Source organism: Streptomyces sp. NRRL S-340 (genome assembly GCF_000720185.1).
Classification (GTDB): Bacteria; Actinomycetota; Actinomycetes; order Streptomycetales; family Streptomycetaceae; genus Streptomyces.
Genome location: NZ_JOIY01000003.1, coordinates 51,439 through 69,257, shown reverse-complemented (window position 1 = coordinate 69,257; position 17,819 = coordinate 51,439). Strand labels below are relative to the sequence as shown.

Here is a 17,819-nt window from a genome sequence, read left to right as displayed (position 1 = left end):
AGGAAGGAGTCCGCGGGCGTGTGGCCCTGCCGGTGCCGGTGCTCGCGACGCCGGCCGCGATCACCGCGCTGCCGCCGGCGCTGACGGACGGGCGAAGGCACTGTACGGCCTCGACGAGCACCCCGCAGCGGGCCGGCCCCCTCCCCGGGCGCGCGGAAATGCGCAGCAGCCGGAAGAAGGCTGCACCGGCCGATGCGGCGCGAACCGCGCAACGGTGGCGTCCGGACCGGCCCCGGGGCGCCCCGACATTCACCGGGCGCCAGGGGTGCAGCGGCGCTCCGGTCCGGGTATCCCCATCGAACTCGATGTTCGATCAGGCCGATGCGACGGGGGCGGAGCACATGGGAAGACGGGTGTGGACCGGCAGTGCCGGAGTGGAGGCCGCCGACGCGGTCTTCGCGCTGATGAGACGGCTCATCGACGGCTTCCGGGCGAACCCTCCGGTGACCCCGCTGGTAGTGCTGCAGGCCACCGAGGAGGACGAAACCGGCACCCTTGACCGGCGGGTCGCCCAGGTGGTGGAGTTCGTGCGCCAGAGCCAGCAGCCGAGGGGGCTGATCGCCAAGCGGCTCGACGGCGGGGGCGGCCCGGACCCGTACTCCTCGGCCGTCGACATGGTGCGCCAACTGTGCGAGCACTCCTGGGACAACGCACGGCAGTCGCAGTACAAACCCTTCAGCTTCCCGCGTTCACGCCTGCTGCGGGCCATCGAGCAGGCCGCGCCCGAGGTCGGCGCCGAGGTGACGACGGTGTGGACGGCGGCGGAGCGCCGGGAGCGCCTGATGCGCCGACTGGCCGAGCTGCGCTGGCGTCCCGGCGGCGGACCCGAGGGCGAGGAGGGCAGGCGCCGCGTGCCGGTGCTCGCGGAGACCCTCGGCGCCGTCGTCAACCCCTCCGGATTCGTCGGGGCGATGTTCATCGCCTGCCTCAGCGTGCTGCTGGGCGAGGGCGGCTGGCGCACGGCGGTGTGGGGCGGCGCCCTGGCGCTGACGGTGTTCGGCCTGGTGCACCTGCTCGCGCGCAGCGCGCCGCCGCTGCTGTGGTTGCGCCGGGCCACCCGCTGGTTCGCGACGACCACCTTCCTGGCCCCGCTCAGCGACCGGCCGGCGGCCGCCGACTGGTCGCGCTGGCGGCCGGCGAAGTCCTGGGAGACCATCCGCGGCCGCGCCTTCGCCGTCGCCCAGCAGGTGGTCGCGGCACAGGCGGGCGACCCGACGGCGCGTCAGTTCCACGTCGAGCTGCGCGTGCTGGCGTTACTGGAGGACCTGCGCGAGAACTTCCGCCCGCGGGCGCTGGACCTGCGCCGCCGCAAACGCACCGTGCCCCCCGTGGTGTATCTGCCCCGGGCCACCGAGGAGGACGGCGGTCTGCTCCTGCTGCGCACCCTCAGCAACGTGCGCAGCCGGCGCAGCGAGGTCGATCCGCTGCTCGTGCTGGCCGCTGTCCCGGCGGCCGAACGCCTGCGGCCGCAGGCTCCCCCCGGCCCGGAACCGGCCGCCGCGCCGGGCCGCCCCGGCTCCGACGACGAGGAAGGGGCCTTCGGGGCGGACGCCAGGTACCAGCGGTGGGTGACCAACCTCAACGCCGGCCAGTCCCCGGGCCGGGCCGCCACCCTGCCGTGGATCCTGCACATCCCGATGTCCGGCGACGAGCTGCGCCACCGGCACTCCGCACAGCACTCCACCGACCGCATCCGCCGGACGCCCGCCTGGCTCCTGTGGTCCCGGCCCTGCCTCGCCGTGGTCCTCGCCCTCGGTCTGGCCGCGGGCTTCCTCGGCAACCGGTACCTCGCCGGGCGCTACTGCGAGGGCCGGCTGCTCGGCTCCAACACCGCCTCCGTCCTCTACGACGGCCAGTGCGTCGGCGTCGCCACCGGGAACGTACGGCTCGCGCAGGGCAACACACTGAGTCTGTCCGGCGCCGGCAAGGGCGTCACCGCCGAGGCGGTGGAGCGGGCGATCAGGTCCGAGAACGCGGCCATCGGACCGCGCGACGCCCATGTGACGATCGTCTACGCCGGTCCGGTCACCGCCGCCAGACAGGCCGACACCCGCAAGGGGCTGGAGGAGATGACGGGGGTGTACCTCTACCAGCACTACGCCAACGTCAGCACCGATCAGCCGACCAAGATCAAGGTCCTGCTCGCCAACGCCGGCGAGAACATGCTGCACGTACTCCCGATGGCCCGGCACATCGCGGACCTGGCGCGCCGCGACCGCTCCGTCGTCGGCGTCGTGGGCATGGGACGCGACACCACCGAGACCGAGCAGGCCGCCCGCATCCTCAAGGGAGCCGGTCTGCCCGTGGTGAGCACCACCAACTCCGGCAGCCATCTGGCGCGCAGGCTGTCCAACTGGTTCGGGCTGGCCGCCACCGACGAGGAGGAGGCGAACGCCCTGCGGGTCGTCGCCCGCCAGCTGGCCGCTCGGGAGAAGGGTGCCCAGGGCGTCGTGCTGTCCCGGTCGGTCGGCAGCGAGAAGGACTTCTACACCACCGAACAGGCCAGGGTGGGCAAGCGCATGCTGGCCGAGGCGGGCTTCGCCCCCGCGCCCTCGCGGACGTACCGGCTCAGCGCCGAGGGCGAACCCGAACTGACCACCCCCATCGGCGACATCTGCGGCAGTCGGCCCGTGCCGAAGGCCCTCTACTTCGCCGGCCGGGTCGAGGACGTGCCCAACCTGATGTCCCAACTCGGCTCCACCCCCGGCTGTTCGGGACGCGGCATCACCGTGTTCACCGGCGACGACCTCACCAAGAGCAACTACGAGGAGGGCGAGGCCCTCCGCATCCCCGACGAGGTCACCCTCTACCACTTCGCCCTCGCGCCCATGGACCTGGCGGCGACGACCGGTTTCTACATCGACGCCCACCGCGTCCTGACGGAGCTGCGGCCGGCCGGGGCACGGCGGACGGCGCTCGCCGACCCCGCCCGGCCCTGGACCGACGCGCTGTTCTCCAGCGGGCAGACGGTGCTCTCCTACAGCGCCACGGCCGTCCTGTACCGGGCCGCGCGCAACGGGGACGCACCGCAGACCGCCGCGGAGACCTGGGCCGACCTGCGCTGGCACCCCAACCCGAACCTGCCGGTCGGCACGGTCGGCTTCGCCGGCAGCCGCCCCTACGCCGACCAGCGCGGCCACGGTTACGAGATCGTGCGGGTGAGCTACGACGGCGGTGAGGTGCGGTCGGTGAACGTGTGCGGGCGGCCCGCGGGCAGCGAGGCGCCGCTCACCGCACCGCCCGGCCCCGAGGGAGCCGACCCGCACACGATCTGCCGCCTGAGCTGACCCTGGGCCGCCCCAGCGGTTCACGGGCGGTGCGGTGGCACCGGGACGGCGCGGTGGGCGGAGCGGCAGCCTCCTGCCCGCGGCGGCCGCCCCCGGCGTCACAGATCTCTGCGCATGCACACGCGCGGCCACCTGTCCAGGCCGTGGGCCGCCTCGCGCTCCCGGATCTCCCGCAGGCCGGGCGTGAGCATGCTCTCCGCCAGGACCCGGAAGCCGCAGCGCACGTAGTAGGAGGCGTTCCACGGGACGTCGGCGAACGTGGTGAGGGTCAGGGCTGGCGCCCGTCGGCTCCTGGCGTGGTCGGCCAGATGCTCCAGCAGGGACCTGCCCACCCCGCGCCGGGCGCTGTCCGGGTGCACCGAGACCTGCTCGACATGGAAGTTGCCGTCGACGCGGTCGGCGATCAGGTAGGCGACCGACACGTCGGCCGCATCGACCGCCACCCAGGCCCTTGCGTCGCGCTGGTACCGGGCGAGCTCGTCCAGCGCAAGCGGCTCGTCCTCGGCGATCTCCGGCATCCCGATGTCGTGGTACCGCTGGCCTGCGGCCCTCTCGATGTCCTGGAGGACGGGCAGCTCGCTCACGCGCGGGGATCGAATGTCCATGTGCTCATTGTCCGGGACGGGGCGGGGCGCTCCGGGTCGCGCTCCGCCCCTGACCGCCCGGTCAGGCCGCCGAGTACGGCAGGAGTCCGCCGTCGATCCGCTCCCAGGCCGACTTGAGTTCGGCGAGCAGCGCGGGCCGGTCGGCGGCGAGGTCGGCCTGCTCGCGGGCGTCCGTGACAAGGTCGTACAAGTGGTCCTTGCCCTGGGCGTCCTGGTAGTACTTCCAGCCGCCGCGCCGCAGCGCGCGGTTGCCGCGCACCCGCCAGAACAGGTCGCGTTGCGGGACGTCCTCCCCGCGCAGCAGATAGCCGGCGAGGCTGTGCCCGTCCAGCGGGTACGCCGGGTCCGGCCGGGCGCCGCCCAGATCAAGGAGAGTGGCGGTCCAGTCGGGTGAGTAGACGGGTTCGTGACTGACCTGGTGACCGTCGACCGCGGCCGGCCAGCGCAGCACGGTGGGCACCCGGATGCCGCCCTCCAGCAGTTCGGACTTGCCGCCGCTGAGCGGCCACTGGTAGGAGAAGCGCTCGCCGCCGTTGTCGCTGGCGAAGACGACGACGGTGTTCTCCTCCTGCCCGGAGCGGCGCAGCGCGGCGAGCACCTCGCCGATCGACGCGTCCAGGTTCTCCACCATCTCCCTGTACTTCTCCACCGAGCCGCCGTCGGTGTGCTGGAGGGCACCGAGGACGTTCCCCGCGCGGATCTTCGCGGCGATCCCGGCGGCCGTCTCCTCGTCCTCCTCGGTCAGCCACGGCCAGTGCGGGGTGGTGAAGTTGAGGTTCAGCAGCCAGGGCCGGTCGTGGCGGCGGCCCACGTAGTCCACCGCCCGCTCGGTCAGGACGGTGGTGTAGTAGCGCAGGTCCTTGTAGGTGGCGTCGCCCTCGTACAGGTCGTAGTCGCCGAGCTGGCCGAGTTTCGAGAAGTACTCCAGTGCGCCGCCGAAGTTGCCGAAGAACTCGTCCCAGCCGGACTTGGTGGGGCTGTAGTCCGGAAGCCAGCCGCAGTGCCACTTGCCGATCAGCGCGGTCGCGTATCCGGACCGCTTCAACAGCGAGGCCACGGTGGGCTGGTGAGGGTCGAGACCCTGTGTTCTGCTGCCGATGGGCTCGGCCAGTCCGCCCTCGGTGCGGCCCGGATAGCGGCCGGTGTAGAGGCTGAACCGGGTGGGGGAGCAGGTCGCCGAGCCGGAGTAGGCGTCGGTGAAGCGCACCCCCTGGCGGGCCAGCCGGTCGAGGTTCGGGGTGCGGATGTGCGGGGCGCCGTAGCAGGAGAGGTCGGCCCAGCCCATGTCGTCGCCGAGGATGAAGAGGAAGTTGGGCCGCCGTCCGGGCCGGTACCCGCTCCGGGCCCGGAAGGGCCGCTCGGCCTCGTCACGCGCGGCCGGGGACGACGCCGCGGCGGCGGGACCGGCGACGGCGGTGAGCGCACCGCCACCCACCAGACCGCCGAAGGCGCGACGGGAAACATGTGATATGTCGGGCATGAGTCATCCTTGCTCGGGCGGCCCTCGTGGCGGGACGCGGATCAGCGGACGGCACACCACCTCGCACACCTCACGGTGTCGGCGGTCACGCGACCGCGCACGCACGAGGGACGCGGAAGGGGCGTGCGAAACAGCCCCCGTGAGCGGGGATCTCGGATCCCCAGGGGCTGTTCGGAGGCTGCTAGCCGTGGTTCCCCGGGGAGAGAGAAGCTCTGTGGGCTCAGCGACAGAGGGCGCTGGACTGGCGGCACAGGTCGACGTGCCGCCGCTCCACGAGCGTGGCGCGCGCACGTCGACGATCGGCGGGCAGTCTCATGGGCAGGGAGGCTGCCAGCGGGGGAAGTGCCGCGTCAAGCGACGTCCGCACCGTGGGACGTACGGCCAAAGCGGGCAGCCCACATCACGAGTGCAATCCGCTCGTGACCCGCGAACCCCTGTCGGCGCTGGGCGCGTTGACCAGTAGGTTCCTCCCAGCTTCAACGGCTTCGTAGCCACGGAGGGAGACTCAGACCCGCCCGGCGAAGCCGAGACGGCGCGTCCACCGGATCCTCGGCGCCGACGTCGCTTCGGTCACGGCCGGTGCGCTGACCGCCGCCACCGCTGCAAGCGGATCGCCGGCGGCACACCGAGGGCACAGGGAGTACCGGGCTCGCACAGTCGCTGGACCGTGAACACCTTGCCCGTAGGACGTGCCCGGCGGCTTCAGGTTCAAGCGCCAGGTGTCCGGCCGTGCAGGCCTCCCTCCTGAGAAACCGGGTTCCCCCGTCCTGAGCACCGAACGGACAGAAGGAACTCGATGGCAGCACCGGCTGGACATCTGCGAGTCTCCTTCTCCCAGATGTCGATCGAGAAGAATGCGATGACCCACGACGACGCTCTGAAACAACTCAGCCACATCGCTCGGGAGAGGGCATTCGGCAGGCACGTCGGGTCCGACCGGCTGATCCAGGCCGGGCCGGACGCGCTGATCGCCGGGGTCCGGAGTCCCTCCCTCGCCGTGCTGGCCGGCCTGCTCCGGAGCGAAGAGCCCGAGGCCCCGCAACTCTTCGACCAGGTGCTCGACGAGTTGGGCCTGCTCTTCCACCCGCCCGCTGACCCCCGGGCCGCGAAGTGGGCCATGGCCTACTGGGTCGCCGGTCAGATCGCCGACGGATCCCTGGATCCCGCCGTCGGCACCCACCACATCTGGGCAGACATCGCCTACGACCTCGGCTACCCCACAGAACTGGAACCCCTCGTCCACTGCGCGCTGAGCCTGGACGGCTGGGACGAGGGCTGGGGAGTCTCCGTCGAGGAACTCGAAAGGGAAGCGGTTGAGGCCGCGAAGCAGTTCCTCAGCAAGGGGCCCGAAGCCGAGGCAGGGGCCTGATCACCGGCTCCCGTCCTCGCCACCGGAGTAGGCCACGGGAGGTGATCCGCTCACTACCTCGCCGTAAATGCCGGACCGTAACCAGGACTCGAAGACTGTCGTTCCGCGCGCCCCGCGTAAGACGCCCGCGCACTCGATGTCTTTCCGGGGCACGTGAGCGGAATGCCTGCCATGGCCGATGCCGGGGCCGTGCCCGTTGGCGACGAGCTCGTGGTGGACGTCTCGCCGGAGGTGGTTCAGCAGGAGGACCAGTCCTACGAGCAGAGTCTCCGCCACAACTGCGGTCAAGGCCGTCTGCCGTCCCCCGAACACCGCCATCAGCACCGTCGGCGCAATCGCGCCCATGCCCCACAGGCCGGCCTCCGCGGTGTCCCGGCGGCTCCCGGCGGGCGGCCCGGAGAACTGTTCACGGAAGCGGATCTCTTCCGCGTCGCTGCTCGGAGCGGTCCCGCTCACCGAGAGGGGCCACGGACCAGGGCGAGGTCTCCGGCGGCGTTGACGGAGTGCTTTGCGGTGTGGGCGGGGACCGGGTGGCCCGGCGCGAGGAGCGGTGGCCTCTTCCTGGATCCGGGCCAGGGAGAGCGTCACGGTGCACGGGACATGTCCGCCGCGCGGGTGGAATACCCCTGCCCGGGAGCTGACCGCTGGTGGGCGGTCCGCCGGCTGGGGGAGAGGTCAGGTATGAGTACTCAGCACGTCGACGGCCCCGACGGTGCGCACCGGCGCCCGCCGGGTGTGTCGGACACCCTGGTCCAGGCCCTGGGGGCGTTGTCGGAGGCGCTGGAGACGACCGAACGCGCCCGCGGACACCTCTACTCCTTCCACCAGCTCACGGGAGGTGCCGACTTCGCACTGGACCGTGCTGTGGCGCTCCTGCGGGAGTCCGGCCAGCACGGATGGGCGGAGCGGGTGGAGCGGGACATCCTGGGCCGCAACGTCATCCCCGGACACTGGACGTTCCAGATCATCGAGGCCTACGACGCCACCTACTACCAGCCGTTCAAGGACGTCGAGGCACAGGCGCGGCGGGAGCTGGTGGCGGGCAAGCCCCACTTGTACGAGGCGGAGCTGAAGGAGAATCGCCGCACGCGAGGCCACCCCGACCACACCGCCCGCCCGGACGCGGCCCGCCCGCTCGACGCGTAGGCCTTCCGCCCTGCGCGCCGGAAGAGTCGGTCGCCTCTCCGGCGTGGTCGAAGCCGCGCAGCAGCAGCGTGACCTCCTGCGCGCACCCGCACAGGGCGCCCCAAGTCGTCACCGGCTTCTCCGCGACGTCCGGGGCGCCCCCACGACGCGCCGGGAGGAGCGTGCGTTGGCCGCGAGCCTCGCGGTGAACCTGTCGCTGAACACGGGCTGGAGCCCGCTGTCCTTCGCCCGGCGCAGTCCGGGGGCAGGGCTGGCCGGCACACTGCTGCTGACCTGAGCGACGCCGACCTGATCCGCCGGACCGCACGCACGATGCGACGGCCGCCCGGCTCCTGGTCCCGTACGCGGCGTGGTGCGCGTTCGCCACCGCGCTGAACGCCTCCCTCGTCCGCCGCAACGCCAGATGTTCCGCGGCCCGCTCTGCCGTGTCGTGCCGAGGCCGGGAGCCGGCCCCCTTGCAGACGCCGAGCCGGATCGCCGGGAGCGGAAGGGATCGCGGCCGCCTCGTGCCCTGCTCAGCCCGGGAAAAGCCCTGTGGAGCGGAGCTGCCGGCGCCGCTCGGCGTAGGACAGGTCGTCGCGCCACAGCCTTGCGGCCGCCGCGCGGACCAGGGGCCGCAACAGGGGCGCGGCCAGGCGGACCGCGGCGAAGCCGGGGCGGTGGGACACGGCGACCACCGCCTCGGTGACGGCGGTGCGCGGCCGGCCGGCCGCGTCGGTGCCGAGCGGAGTCGCATGGGTCTCCACGACGGAGCCGGCACCCTCGCCCCGGGTGATGCGCATGACGACCGTGCGTGGTTCGGGTGCGGAGAAGACCGCGCGGACCGGTACGACCAGCCGGCCCGCCACCTTGAAGGACACGTCGACGGTCAGGGAATGAGGGTCGTCGTCCACCGCGTCCACCGGGCCGCCGGGCGCGTCCACCACCGTCAGGTCGACGAAGGAGTGCGGGTGGAACCACGTCCCGTGCCAGGGATCGAGCCGGTTGGCCACGATGTCCTCCGGATCGCACACACCCACGTCCGTGTGGACGGCCGTCAGGGCGTGTGCGGGCTGGGGCCGCTGTGGTACGACCGGTTCGTCCGTCGGTTCCTCTCCGCCCACCGCGTCCAGGCGCGCCCACACCAGCACCCCGTCGTCGTGGACCGGCAGCGGCGACCAGCCCGCGTAGGGGCGGCCGTCCAGGGCCAGGCCGTGCCAGTGGCACACCAGCGTGCCGCAGCGCACGGGACTGTCACGCAGCGGTGCCCCCAGGTGAGGGCAGATGCCCGGTCCGCCGACGAGGCGCCCACCGGGGCCGCGCCACACCACGACCTCCTGTCCCGCCACGGTCCGCGCCAGCTTGCCGTCCCCGCGCACGGCACGGGAGGCGCCGAGGACGTACCAGTTGCCGGACGGGAGGGCCTGTGCCCGCTTCAGCGCGCCTGCGATGACCGCGGGCCGCGCATCCCTCCAGGTGGGCCGCTGACGCTCCCAGGGCACGGCGGAGCGGCGCAGCGACAGCGGCAGGCGCCGGCGGTTCACACGGCCTCCTCGGCGGGGCGCACGGCCGCCGGCGGCGCGAGGACCGCGGTACCGGGCAGGTGAAGGGCACGAACGGGCGGCCGGTGCCCCCGCCCGCCGCGCGAGCGCAGCCGGGCCGCCGCCACCCGGGCCAGCCCGTCGGCAGCGACCACCGCCCGGCGCCGTCGCTGCACCACCGACCGCCGGTGCAGCACGGCGTAGCCGTCGCGGGCCACGGCGTCCAGGATGCCGCCGTACAGGACGGCCGCGGTGCGGATGCAGGGCCGCGCCACCGGATCGAGCAGCTCGATGCCGGGCGTCGCCGCCCGGTACACGCTCCGGGTCAGCGCCTCGAACTCCCTGAGCGCGGCGGTGATGCGGCGGTCCGGCCGGCCTGTCGCGCGGCTGTGGAGCAGCAGTTCCCTGTCCACGCCGTGACCGTCGAGCAGGTCGGCCGGCAGGTAGACCCGCCCGCGGTCCAGGTCCTCGCCGACGTCCCGCAGGAAGTTGCTCAGCTGGAAGGCGACGCCCAGCGCGGCGGCGTACGGTGCGGCCTCCTCCCGGGGCACCACCGTGCCCAGCACCGGCAGCATCTGCAGCCCGATCACGGCGGCCGAGCCGTGCATGTACACGCGCAGGTCCGCGTAGGTGGCGTAGGAGGTCACGACCAGGTCGGAGCGCATCGCGGACAGGAAGTCCCGGAAGTGGGCGGGCCCGATGCCGTAGCGGCGCGCGGTGTCGGCGAGCGCGCGTACCACCGGCTCGCGGCTGACGCCCCGCCGCAGACCGTCCTCCAGCTCCTCCTGGAGCCGGATCAGCGCCGGCTCTCGCACGTCCGCTCGGGCGTCGGCGTCGAGGCGGTCGACGATGTCGTCGGCCCAGCGGGCGAAGCCGTACAGGGCGTGCACGGCGGGCCGGCGTTCCACGGGCAGCAGGCGGGTGGCGAGGAAGTACGTCCTGCCGTGCCGGGCGTTGAGGGCGCGGCAGCGGCGGTAGGCCTCACGCAGTGCCGGATCGGTGATCCCCGCCGCGTCCAGCTCTCGATCGGTCATCCTGTCCTGCCTTCGCTCATGGGGGCCGTGGGACCTCCGGGGGATCCTTCAGCCGCTGGGGGCCGCCGCTCGGCGGCGCGACGGCCCGGCGGGGAGGCCGGGGACCGCGGCACGGCGGCGGCGCGGTCATCGGGCGCCCCCTGCTCCGGCGGTTCGGGCGCCGGATCCGGTCCGGCGGTCCGCCGCCCGCCCAGGGCCGCCAGGTTGCCGCCGCCCGGGGCCTCGGCCGGCCCCGGGCGGCCGGCGGACGCCAGGACGCTTGAGCGGCCGGTCCCGCGCCCGGGCAGGCCTGTGACGCGGGCCGCGGCCAGTTTCCCCGACAGCAGCACGGTCGGCACACCGACGCCGGGGGTGGTGCCGCAGCCCGCCAGGACGGCGTTCTCCGTTCCGCGCACCAGGTTGCGCGGCCGGAAGGGGCCGGTCTGCGCGAAGGTGTGGGCGGCGGAGAAGGGGGTGCCGGCGGCATGGCCCTGGGCGTGCCAGTGGGCCGGGGTGATCAGGCACTCCTCCTCGATGGCGGCTTCGAAACCGTCCAGTCCGCGCCGCTGCAGTTCCCGCAGCAGCGTGTCCCGGTAACGGGGGCCGAGGCCGGACCAGGCGGCCGCGGCCGGGCCGGTCTCGGTGTTGGGGCAGGGGGCCAGGAGGTAGTGCAGGTGACGCCCCGGCGGCGCGAGTGCGGGGTCGGTGGCGGTGGGACGGGTGACGAGCAGTGACGGGTCGCTCATCAGCTCTCCGGTGCGGGTGAGTTCGTCGAAGGTGGTGCCCCATGCCGCGCCGAAGGAGAGTGTGTGGTGGGCGAGCTGGGGCCAGGTGCGGTCGGTGCCGGCGTGCAGGACGACGGCGGAGGGGGAGTGGCGCAGCCGGAGCGGTCTGCGCGGCCGGCGGCCGAGCAGCCGGTAGGCGACGGGCAGGTCCGGGGTGAGGACGACCGCGTCGCACGCGAGGCGTTCGGTGTCGGTGACCACGGCGGTGATGCGCTCCCCCGACCGTTCCAGACGGGTCACCCGCCGGCCGAACCGCAGCTCGGCGCCCGCCTCGGCGGCCGCCTGCGCCATGGCCCGCGGCAGGGAGTGCATGCCGCCCCGCGGGAAGTACACGCCGGCGACGGTGTCCATGTAGGCGATGACCGCGTAGGCGGCCAGCGCCCGCGCCGGGGGCACGCCCGCGTACAGGGCCTGGAAGGAGAACACCCGGCGCAGCCGCTCGTCGCCCAGGAAACCGGCGATCCGGGCGTCGAGGCGGCCGAAGCCGCCGAGTGCGGCCAGCCGCGCGAGGTCCGCGTTGAGCAGACCGAGCGGCGAGTCGAAGTTGGCGTCGATGAACCGCCGCATCTGCACCCGGTACAACCGCTGGAGCCACTCGCGCAGCCGCAGGTAGCCGCCGGCCTCGGCCGCTCCCGCGAACCGCTCCACCTCCGCGGCCATCGCCTCCGCGCCGGTGTGCACATCGAGGCTGGTGCCGTCCGCGAAACAGGCACGGTAGGCCGGATGCAGGGGGACCAGCTCCACCCGCTCGTACAGGCTGTCGCCGACGGCGGCGAACGCCTCGTCGGCCAGTTCCGGCATGGTCAGCACCGTGGGCCCGGTGTCGATCCGGTAGCCGGCCAGGTCGAGGCGCCCGGCCCGGCCACCCGGCCGGACCTCGCGTTCGACGACGGTGACGCGGCGACCCGCGCCCAGCAGGTGCAGCGCCGCCGACAGCCCCGCCAGTCCGGCACCCACGACCACCACGTGGTCGGTGGGCCCGGACAGGGCGCGGGTCACCGGCCGGTCCCCGCGCTGTGACGGACGCGAGCCGTGCACGGACCTGGCGGCGGCCGCAGCCACAGGGGGGCGTCCCCGTCCGGTCGCGCTCCGGCGGCAGCGCGCGGCAGCCGGCGCAGTGGCGCCGCCTGCAGGTCGAACCCGGCACCGTCGAAGTGCCGCCGGCCCTGCACGTCGAGCACGGCACCGCCGAAGTGCCGCAGCCCCTGCGCGGCGAGCCGGCCGGGGCCGCCTTCCACGGTGGAGCGCGCCCCCGTCCCGGTCAGCACGGCCCGCACCTCCCGCAGACCGGGCTCGGCGGGGGCGGCGTCACCGGACCACTCGCCCGGCGCGGCGGTCGCGGCGCCGTCGCCGTCGCCTCGGCCCTTCCGGAGCCGGGCGCCCGGCCACCCGTGGGTGATCCCATGGCCGCCGACGCGGTCGGAGCCCCCGGTGGCGGTGCGGTCGCCGGGCGAACCTTCGTGTGGCTGGGACGCATCCCCGTTCCCTCCGTCGTGTCCGTGCATGCCTCACCCGTCTGCTGCGCCTGAGACGGCGCGGACGGACGCCCCGTCGACCCGTGCGATCGCGGCGAGTGCGGGGATCTGCCCCCTTCACCGTGCCGTGCCCGGCGCTCGTCCGCTCGCCGCCGGGGGGCGTCCTGCGTCCACCGGGGTACACAATCCGGAACACCGGGCGAAAGCACCCGGGACCGGACGACCGTGCCGGCCCCCTGACCACCGGTCGCAGGCCAGGCACTGCGGGAACCGGCCGCGGCGCGTCGCATCCGGACCGGATCGAGGGCCGGGAACACACCGGGGAAGGGAGGACACCGTGCCGGAGACGGAGGTCGCCATCGTGGGTGCGGGCGCCGCCGGACTGTCGCTGGCCCACCGGCTCGCCGGGTGCGTTCCCGGCCTGCGCACACCGTCCGTGGTGCTGGTGGAAGCCCCGCCCGGCCCGCTGCGCCCGCCACCGCGGACCTGGTGCTACTGGGCGCAGGGACCCGGCCGGTTCGACGCGGCGGTGCGGGCCGAATGGCGGCGGCTGAGGGTGCGCCCGCCCACCGGCGCCCCGGTCGGCGGGGACGCCGGCCCCCTGCGGTACCGCATGATCCGCTCCGAGGACTTCGAGCGTCTGGTCCTGCGGGACCTGGCCCGCAGCCCCGGTGTGCGGCGCCTCGAAGCGACCGTCGAGGCGGTGGAGGACGTGCCCGGCGGCGCACACGTCCATCTGAGGGACACCGACGGCCGGGCACGGGTGCTCAGCGCCCGCTGGGTGTTCGACTCCCGCCCCCCGGGCAGCCTGCCGGCCGGCCGCACCACCCTGCTCCAGCACTTCCACGGCTGGTTCGTGCGCACCGCCCGGCCCGCCTTCGACCCGGCCACCGTGGAGCTGATGGACTTCCGCACCCCGCAGCCCGGCCACGGCCTGTCCTTCGGCTACGTCCTGCCCACCGGGCCGTGCGAGGCCCTCGTGGAGTACACCGAGTTCTCCCGCGACGTCCTCACACCGGACTGCTACGAGAGCGCCGTACGGCACTACGCCGACGAGGTGCTGGGACTGGGCGCACGGGAGGTGCTGGCCACCGAGACGGGCGTCATCCCGATGACCGACGCACCGGTCCCGCGGCAGACCGGAGCCTCGGTGTTCCGCATCGGGGCCGCCGGCGGAGCGACCCGTCCCGCCACCGGCTACACCTTCGCCGGGCTGCAACGCCAGACCCGGGCCGTCGCCGACGCCCTGCGCCGGGGGCGCCGTCCGGTACCGCCGGCCGCCCACTCGCGGCGCTCCCGGGCGATGGACGCCGTCCTGCTGCGCGCCCTGGACAGCGGCCTGGTCGACGGTCCGGCATTGTTCACCCACCTGTTCGGCCGCGTGCCCGTGCCGCGGCTGCTGCGCTTCCTCGACGGGGCCACCAGCCTGCTCGAGGACCTGTCCATCGGCCTGCGCACGCCCGTCGGGCCCATGCTCCGCTCGGCGGTGGAGCTGCCCCGCCTGCCCCGCCGCCCCTTCGACCTGCCCGCGCCGCCGCGACCGCCGACGCCCCGTGCCACCCCGCCGCCTGCCGCCCCGGACCCGTCCGCCCCGCTCCCGCCCCCGACGGAGACCGCATGACACTGCTGCGCGACGCACATCTCGCCGCCGCCTTCGACCACGCCTCGCGCAGCTACGACACGTTGGTGGCCGCCAATCCCGGCTACCACGCCCACCTGCGCCGCTCGGTGCGCCGGCTCCGCCTGCCCGGACCGGGACGGGGACTGCGGCTGCTCGACCTCGGCTGCGGCACCGGCGCCTCCACCGCCGCGCTGCGGTCCGTCCTGCCCGCCGCCGGCATCACGGCGGTGGACGCCTCCGCCGGCATGCTCCGGCGGGCGGCGGCCAAACCGTGGGCGGACGGGGTGACCTTCGTGCACGCTCCCGCCGAGCGGTTGCGCGAGGCAGGGGTGTCCGGACCCTTCGACGCGGTGTTCGCGGCCTACCTCCTCCGCAACGTCACCGACCCCGACGCCGTCCTCGCCACCGTCAGGTCCCTGCTGCGGCCGGGCGGCCGGCTCGGCGTCCACGAGTACACGCTCCGCGGCCGGCGCGCCGACCGCGCGGTGTGGACGCTGGTGTGCCGCGGGCTCGTACAGCCCGTCGCGGCCCTGCTGGGGGACGGGCGGCTGTACCGGCACCTGTGGCGCAGCGTGCTGGACTTCGACACCGCCGGGCGCTTCTCGCGGCGCCTCGGTGCGGCCGGGTTCGACCAGGTCCGCGTCCTGCCGCTGCCGGGCTGGCAGACGGGCATCACCCACACCTTCGTCGCCCGCCGCGCGTACGACCAGGGGCTGGACGCATGAGGAACCCGCGCCAGGGCACCGCACGCCGGGGACGCGACCGGCGAGCCCGCGTGCTCCCCGCCCCGCCCGGCGCCGACCGGGTCGTAGGACCCCCGCCGTCGGTGGCGGTGGTGGGGGCGGGCATCGCCGGCCTGGCCGCCGCCACCGCACTGGCCGAGCGCGGAGTGGCCGTCACCGTGTACGAGAAGCGGACCTGCCTCGGAGGGCGGGTCGGCGGATGGCCGACCGGGCTGAGCGACGGCACGACGGTGACCATGAGCCGCGGCTTCCACGCGTTCTTCCGCCAGTACTACAACCTGCGCGGACTGCTGCGCCGGACCGACCCCGGCCTGGAGCGGCTCACCGCCCTGCCGGACTACCCCCTGCTCAACGCCGACGGCCTGCACGACAGCTTCCGTCACCTGCCCCGCACCCCGCCGCTCAGTGCGCTCGGCTTCGTGGCGCTCAGCCCCACGTTCCGGCCCGCGGACCTGCGCGCCGTGAACGTGCGGGCGGCCCTGCCCCTGCTCGACGTGCGCGTGCCCCAGGTCTACGACGACCTGGACGGCACCAGCGCCCAGGCCTTCCTCGACGCCGTGTGCTTCCCCGAGAAGGCCCGCCACCTGGCCTTCGAGGTGTTCTCACGGAGCTTTTTCGCCGACCCGCGGGAGCTGTCGGCGGCCGAGATGGCACTGATGTTCCACATCTACTTCCTCGGCTCCGCCGAAGGGCTGCTGTTCGACGTGCCCCGGGCGCCCTTCCCGGCCGCCCTGTGGGACCCGCTCGCCGGCTACCTGGCCCGCCACCACGCCGATGTGCGCACCGGCACGGCCGTCGAGTACATCGCGCCCACCGAGCAGGGTCACTTCGTGGTCGCCACCGCCTGTGACGAGCGCCGCCACGACGGAGTCGTCCTGGCCCTGGACGGCGCGGGGCTGCGCTCACTGGTCGCGCGGTGCCCGCAGTTGGGCGACGCGCCCTGGCGCGAGCGGATCGCACGGCTGCGCACCGCCCCGCCCTTCCTGGTGAGCCGGCTGTGGCTGGACCGGCCGGTCGCCGCCGACCGGCCAGGCTTCCTCGGCACCAGCGGCTTCGGGTCCCTCGACAACATCAGCGTGCTGGACCGCTACGAGAACGAAGCAGCCCGCTGGAGCGCGCGCACCGGTGGCTCCGTCGTCGAGCTGCACGCCTACGCCGTACCCCCCGCGGCCGCCCGCGACGTCGAGGAGAAACGCCTCCTCGGCCAACTGCACCGCGTCTACCCGGAGACCGGCCGGGCCGCGATCGTCGACGCCCGCCACGAGTGGCACGAGGACTGCCCTCTCTTCCCACCGGGCGGCTACGCCGACCGCCCCACCGTCCGCACCCCCCACCCCCGGCTGGTGGTGGCCGGTGACATGGTCCGCACCGGCCTGCCCGTGGCCCTCATGGAACGGGCGGCGACCAGTGGTTTCCTCGCGGCCAACGCCCTGCTGGAGCAGTGGGGAGTGCGCGGCCAGACGCTGTGGACGGTGCCGGACCGGGGACGGAACGCGCTGCACAGAGCCCTGGCGACCCGGAGACGGACGCCCATGAAGCACCGTCCCGGCACAGGGCTGCCGCACCGCGTCCCCGGCGCGGGCCAGTAGGGCGCACCAAGCGCACCGCCCCATGGCCCCGGCCCGCGCCGCGCCGTCACCTCGGCCGCGTGTGCGGCCGACGGCTGTGGGCAGGGCCGGGCGTCATGCCCTGTCGACGTGGGTGTACACGCGATCGAAGCGCAGGGACGCCAGGTCCTGGCGGCGGATCATCCAGCTGACGACGTACGAGTCCAGCTCGCGGACCTGCTCACCGCCACGCCAGGTGGCCAGCAGGACCCAGTCGTCGGTGTCCGCCGCGGCGTCGCCGGTCTCCGGCTCCTCGTCCCGGGCGAGGAGAAGAGGGTCGTCGTTGAGGACGACAGGGTGGGCGCCGAGTGCGAACGTCCAGATCGGCCAGGAGCCACCCACGTGCGTCCAGGCGCTCTCCAACTCCTCGGCGAGTTCGTACTCCTCGTCGTCGGGGGCCTCCCACCTGGCCTCCGCGAAGCTCTCCGGCATCGGCGGGGACAAGTGGTGCCACATCGTGCGCATGTCCTGCGGCTCGAACGGCCCGTACCCGGTGTCCACACGCCGGACGGCCGCCGGTGTCCCGGCGGGGACATGGCACACCGCGTCGCTCGACGGGCCGTGCAGGCCCAGCTCCAGGTCGGCGAAGAACAGCAGGTGGCCGGATGAGGGCAGGGGGAGTCCGGTGGCGCCCTGGGGTATCAGCGCGCAGTCGACGCGGGCGATCAGGGGGTGACGCGGATCCGGGGCGTCTTCCGGCAGTTCCGGATCACCACCCGTCCGTGCCGCGAGCGGCCCGTCACCGCCCTGTGTGAAGAACGTGCCCGGCACAGCGGCCCGTATCCACTCCTCGGCCTCCTCCGCCGGCAGCCCACGGGACGCTGCCTCGGTGCGGAAGCGGTGCACTCTGTCGGTGTTCCAGTCATCGATCACGGCCACACCCTAGCCAGGGCCTAGGACACCGCAGGCATCACAACCGCGGCAGCGGGTCACCGCGGTCCGCGCGACAGAGCTGGCCGCGGGTCCTGAGTCCCGTGTTCCGTGCGCCGGGAGACCGGCTCCGAAGGCGCGGCAGGCCGACGACGCCCCCAGAGGGCCCTGAGAGCAAGGGCCGTGGGGGCCGCCGCCCACCTGCATACCGGACGCGTATCTGTACCGATACGCAGGCCGGGCCGCCGATGCGCCGGCGCGTCCTGAGCAACGGGCCTCCCGGCGGCGCGCGTTCGGG

General features: G+C 74.2%; 14 protein-coding genes. 6 read left to right on the top strand and 8 right to left on the bottom strand.

The genetic code is table 11. The features are described from left to right. Positions 1–341: 341 nt before the first annotated feature. Positions 342–3,287, top strand: a complete 2,946-nt coding sequence (locus IG64_RS02615) for a hypothetical protein (protein WP_037851427.1) — start codon at positions 342–344, stop codon at positions 3,285–3,287. A gap of 98 nt (positions 3,288–3,385) precedes the next feature. Here IG64_RS02615 and IG64_RS02610 read toward each other — a convergent pair whose 3' ends face one another. The 3 genes from IG64_RS02610 to IG64_RS43190 all read right to left on the bottom strand — a co-directional run bounded on the left by IG64_RS02610 (position 3,386) and on the right by IG64_RS43190 (position 5,688). Continuing rightward, positions 3,386–3,892: a GNAT family N-acetyltransferase gene (locus IG64_RS02610; RefSeq protein WP_037851424.1), complete on the bottom strand. Its 507-nt coding sequence runs from the start codon at positions 3,890–3,892 to the stop codon at positions 3,386–3,388. A gap of 61 nt (positions 3,893–3,953) precedes the next feature. Next, positions 3,954–5,372 carry a sulfatase gene (locus IG64_RS02605; protein ID WP_037851423.1) on the bottom strand — a complete coding sequence of 473 codons (1,419 nt, stop codon included), beginning with the start codon at positions 5,370–5,372 and terminating at the stop codon, positions 3,954–3,956. Positions 5,373–5,592: 220 nt separating this feature from the next. Continuing rightward, the gene (locus IG64_RS43190) at positions 5,593–5,688 is read right to left on the bottom strand and encodes a putative leader peptide (protein WP_420709875.1); all 96 of its coding nucleotides are present in this window, start codon (positions 5,686–5,688) and stop codon (positions 5,593–5,595) included. Positions 5,689–6,168: 480 nt separating this feature from the next. Here IG64_RS43190 and IG64_RS02600 point away from each other — a divergent pair, with 480 nt between their 5' ends. Next, entirely contained in the window at positions 6,169–6,741 is a 573-nt protein-coding gene (locus tag IG64_RS02600) for a hypothetical protein (RefSeq protein ID WP_234438363.1), read from the top strand. Between the two features lie 681 nt (positions 6,742–7,422). Continuing rightward, a complete protein-coding gene (locus tag IG64_RS02590; RefSeq protein WP_037851421.1) occupies positions 7,423–7,887 on the top strand; it encodes a hypothetical protein in 465 nt (154 codons plus the stop codon). A gap of 515 nt (positions 7,888–8,402) precedes the next feature. On the opposite strand, the gene IG64_RS02580 is transcribed toward IG64_RS02590, so the two are convergent. From IG64_RS02580 to IG64_RS02565, 4 genes are read right to left on the bottom strand one after another with little or no spacing between them, the layout of a single operon-like run. Next, positions 8,403–9,410: a DUF5914 domain-containing protein gene (locus IG64_RS02580; RefSeq protein WP_037851420.1), complete on the bottom strand. Its 1,008-nt coding sequence runs from the start codon at positions 9,408–9,410 to the stop codon at positions 8,403–8,405. Then, positions 9,407–10,441 carry a phytoene/squalene synthase family protein gene (locus IG64_RS02575; RefSeq protein WP_037851419.1) on the bottom strand — a complete coding sequence of 345 codons (1,035 nt, stop codon included), beginning with the start codon at positions 10,439–10,441 and terminating at the stop codon, positions 9,407–9,409. Before IG64_RS02575 ends, IG64_RS02580 begins: the two co-directional genes overlap by 4 nt. Further along, a complete protein-coding gene (gene crtI / locus IG64_RS02570; protein ID WP_078883756.1) occupies positions 10,438–12,204 on the bottom strand; it encodes a phytoene desaturase family protein in 1,767 nt (588 codons plus the stop codon). The genes IG64_RS02575 and crtI overlap by 4 nt, the downstream gene beginning before the upstream one ends. Next, a complete protein-coding gene (locus tag IG64_RS02565; RefSeq protein WP_037851418.1) occupies positions 12,201–12,710 on the bottom strand; it encodes a hypothetical protein in 510 nt (169 codons plus the stop codon). Before IG64_RS02565 ends, crtI begins: the two co-directional genes overlap by 4 nt. Positions 12,711–13,017: 307 nt before the next feature. On the opposite strand from IG64_RS02565, the gene IG64_RS02560 reads away from it, so the two are divergent. Genes IG64_RS02560 through IG64_RS02550 form a run of 3 tightly spaced genes read left to right on the top strand, consistent with a single transcriptional unit; the run spans position 13,018 to position 16,633 of the window. Continuing rightward, the gene (locus IG64_RS02560; protein ID WP_078883740.1) at positions 13,018–14,301 is read left to right on the top strand and encodes a lycopene cyclase family protein; all 1,284 of its coding nucleotides are present in this window, start codon (positions 13,018–13,020) and stop codon (positions 14,299–14,301) included. Then, complete coding sequence (locus IG64_RS02555) at positions 14,298–15,026, top strand: class I SAM-dependent methyltransferase (RefSeq protein ID WP_037851417.1); 729 nt, start codon at positions 14,298–14,300, stop codon at positions 15,024–15,026. Before IG64_RS02560 ends, IG64_RS02555 begins: the two co-directional genes overlap by 4 nt. Next, positions 15,023–16,633 carry an FAD-dependent oxidoreductase gene (locus IG64_RS02550; RefSeq protein ID WP_199811489.1) on the top strand — a complete coding sequence of 537 codons (1,611 nt, stop codon included), beginning with the start codon at positions 15,023–15,025 and terminating at the stop codon, positions 16,631–16,633. The genes IG64_RS02555 and IG64_RS02550 overlap by 4 nt, the downstream gene beginning before the upstream one ends. 93 nt (positions 16,634–16,726) lie before the next feature. Here the strand turns inward: IG64_RS02550 and IG64_RS02545 are convergent, their stop codons facing one another. Continuing rightward, positions 16,727–17,524 carry a DUF1963 domain-containing protein gene (locus IG64_RS02545; protein WP_037851416.1) on the bottom strand — a complete coding sequence of 266 codons (798 nt, stop codon included), beginning with the start codon at positions 17,522–17,524 and terminating at the stop codon, positions 16,727–16,729. Between the last annotated feature and the right edge of the window lie 295 nt (positions 17,525–17,819).

Coding starts and splice junctions, on each gene's coding strand:
- IG64_RS02615 (WP_037851427.1), top strand. CDS start 342: ATGGGAAGACGGGTGTGGACCGGCAGTGCCGGAGTGGAGGCCGCCGAC.
- IG64_RS02610 (WP_037851424.1), bottom strand. CDS start 3,892: ATGGACATTCGATCCCCGCGCGTGAGCGAGCTGCCCGTCCTCCAGGAC.
- IG64_RS02605 (WP_037851423.1), bottom strand. CDS start 5,372: ATGCCCGACATATCACATGTTTCCCGTCGCGCCTTCGGCGGTCTGGTG.
- IG64_RS43190 (WP_420709875.1), bottom strand. CDS start 5,688: ATGAGACTGCCCGCCGATCGTCGACGTGCGCGCGCCACGCTCGTGGAG.
- IG64_RS02600 (WP_234438363.1), top strand. CDS start 6,169: ATGGCAGCACCGGCTGGACATCTGCGAGTCTCCTTCTCCCAGATGTCG.
- IG64_RS02590 (WP_037851421.1), top strand. CDS start 7,423: ATGAGTACTCAGCACGTCGACGGCCCCGACGGTGCGCACCGGCGCCCG.
- IG64_RS02575 (WP_037851419.1), bottom strand. CDS start 10,441: ATGACCGATCGAGAGCTGGACGCGGCGGGGATCACCGATCCGGCACTG.
- IG64_RS02565 (WP_037851418.1), bottom strand. CDS start 12,710: ATGCACGGACACGACGGAGGGAACGGGGATGCGTCCCAGCCACACGAA.
- IG64_RS02555 (WP_037851417.1), top strand. CDS start 14,298: ATGACACTGCTGCGCGACGCACATCTCGCCGCCGCCTTCGACCACGCC.
- IG64_RS02550 (WP_199811489.1), top strand. CDS start 15,023: ATGAGGAACCCGCGCCAGGGCACCGCACGCCGGGGACGCGACCGGCGA.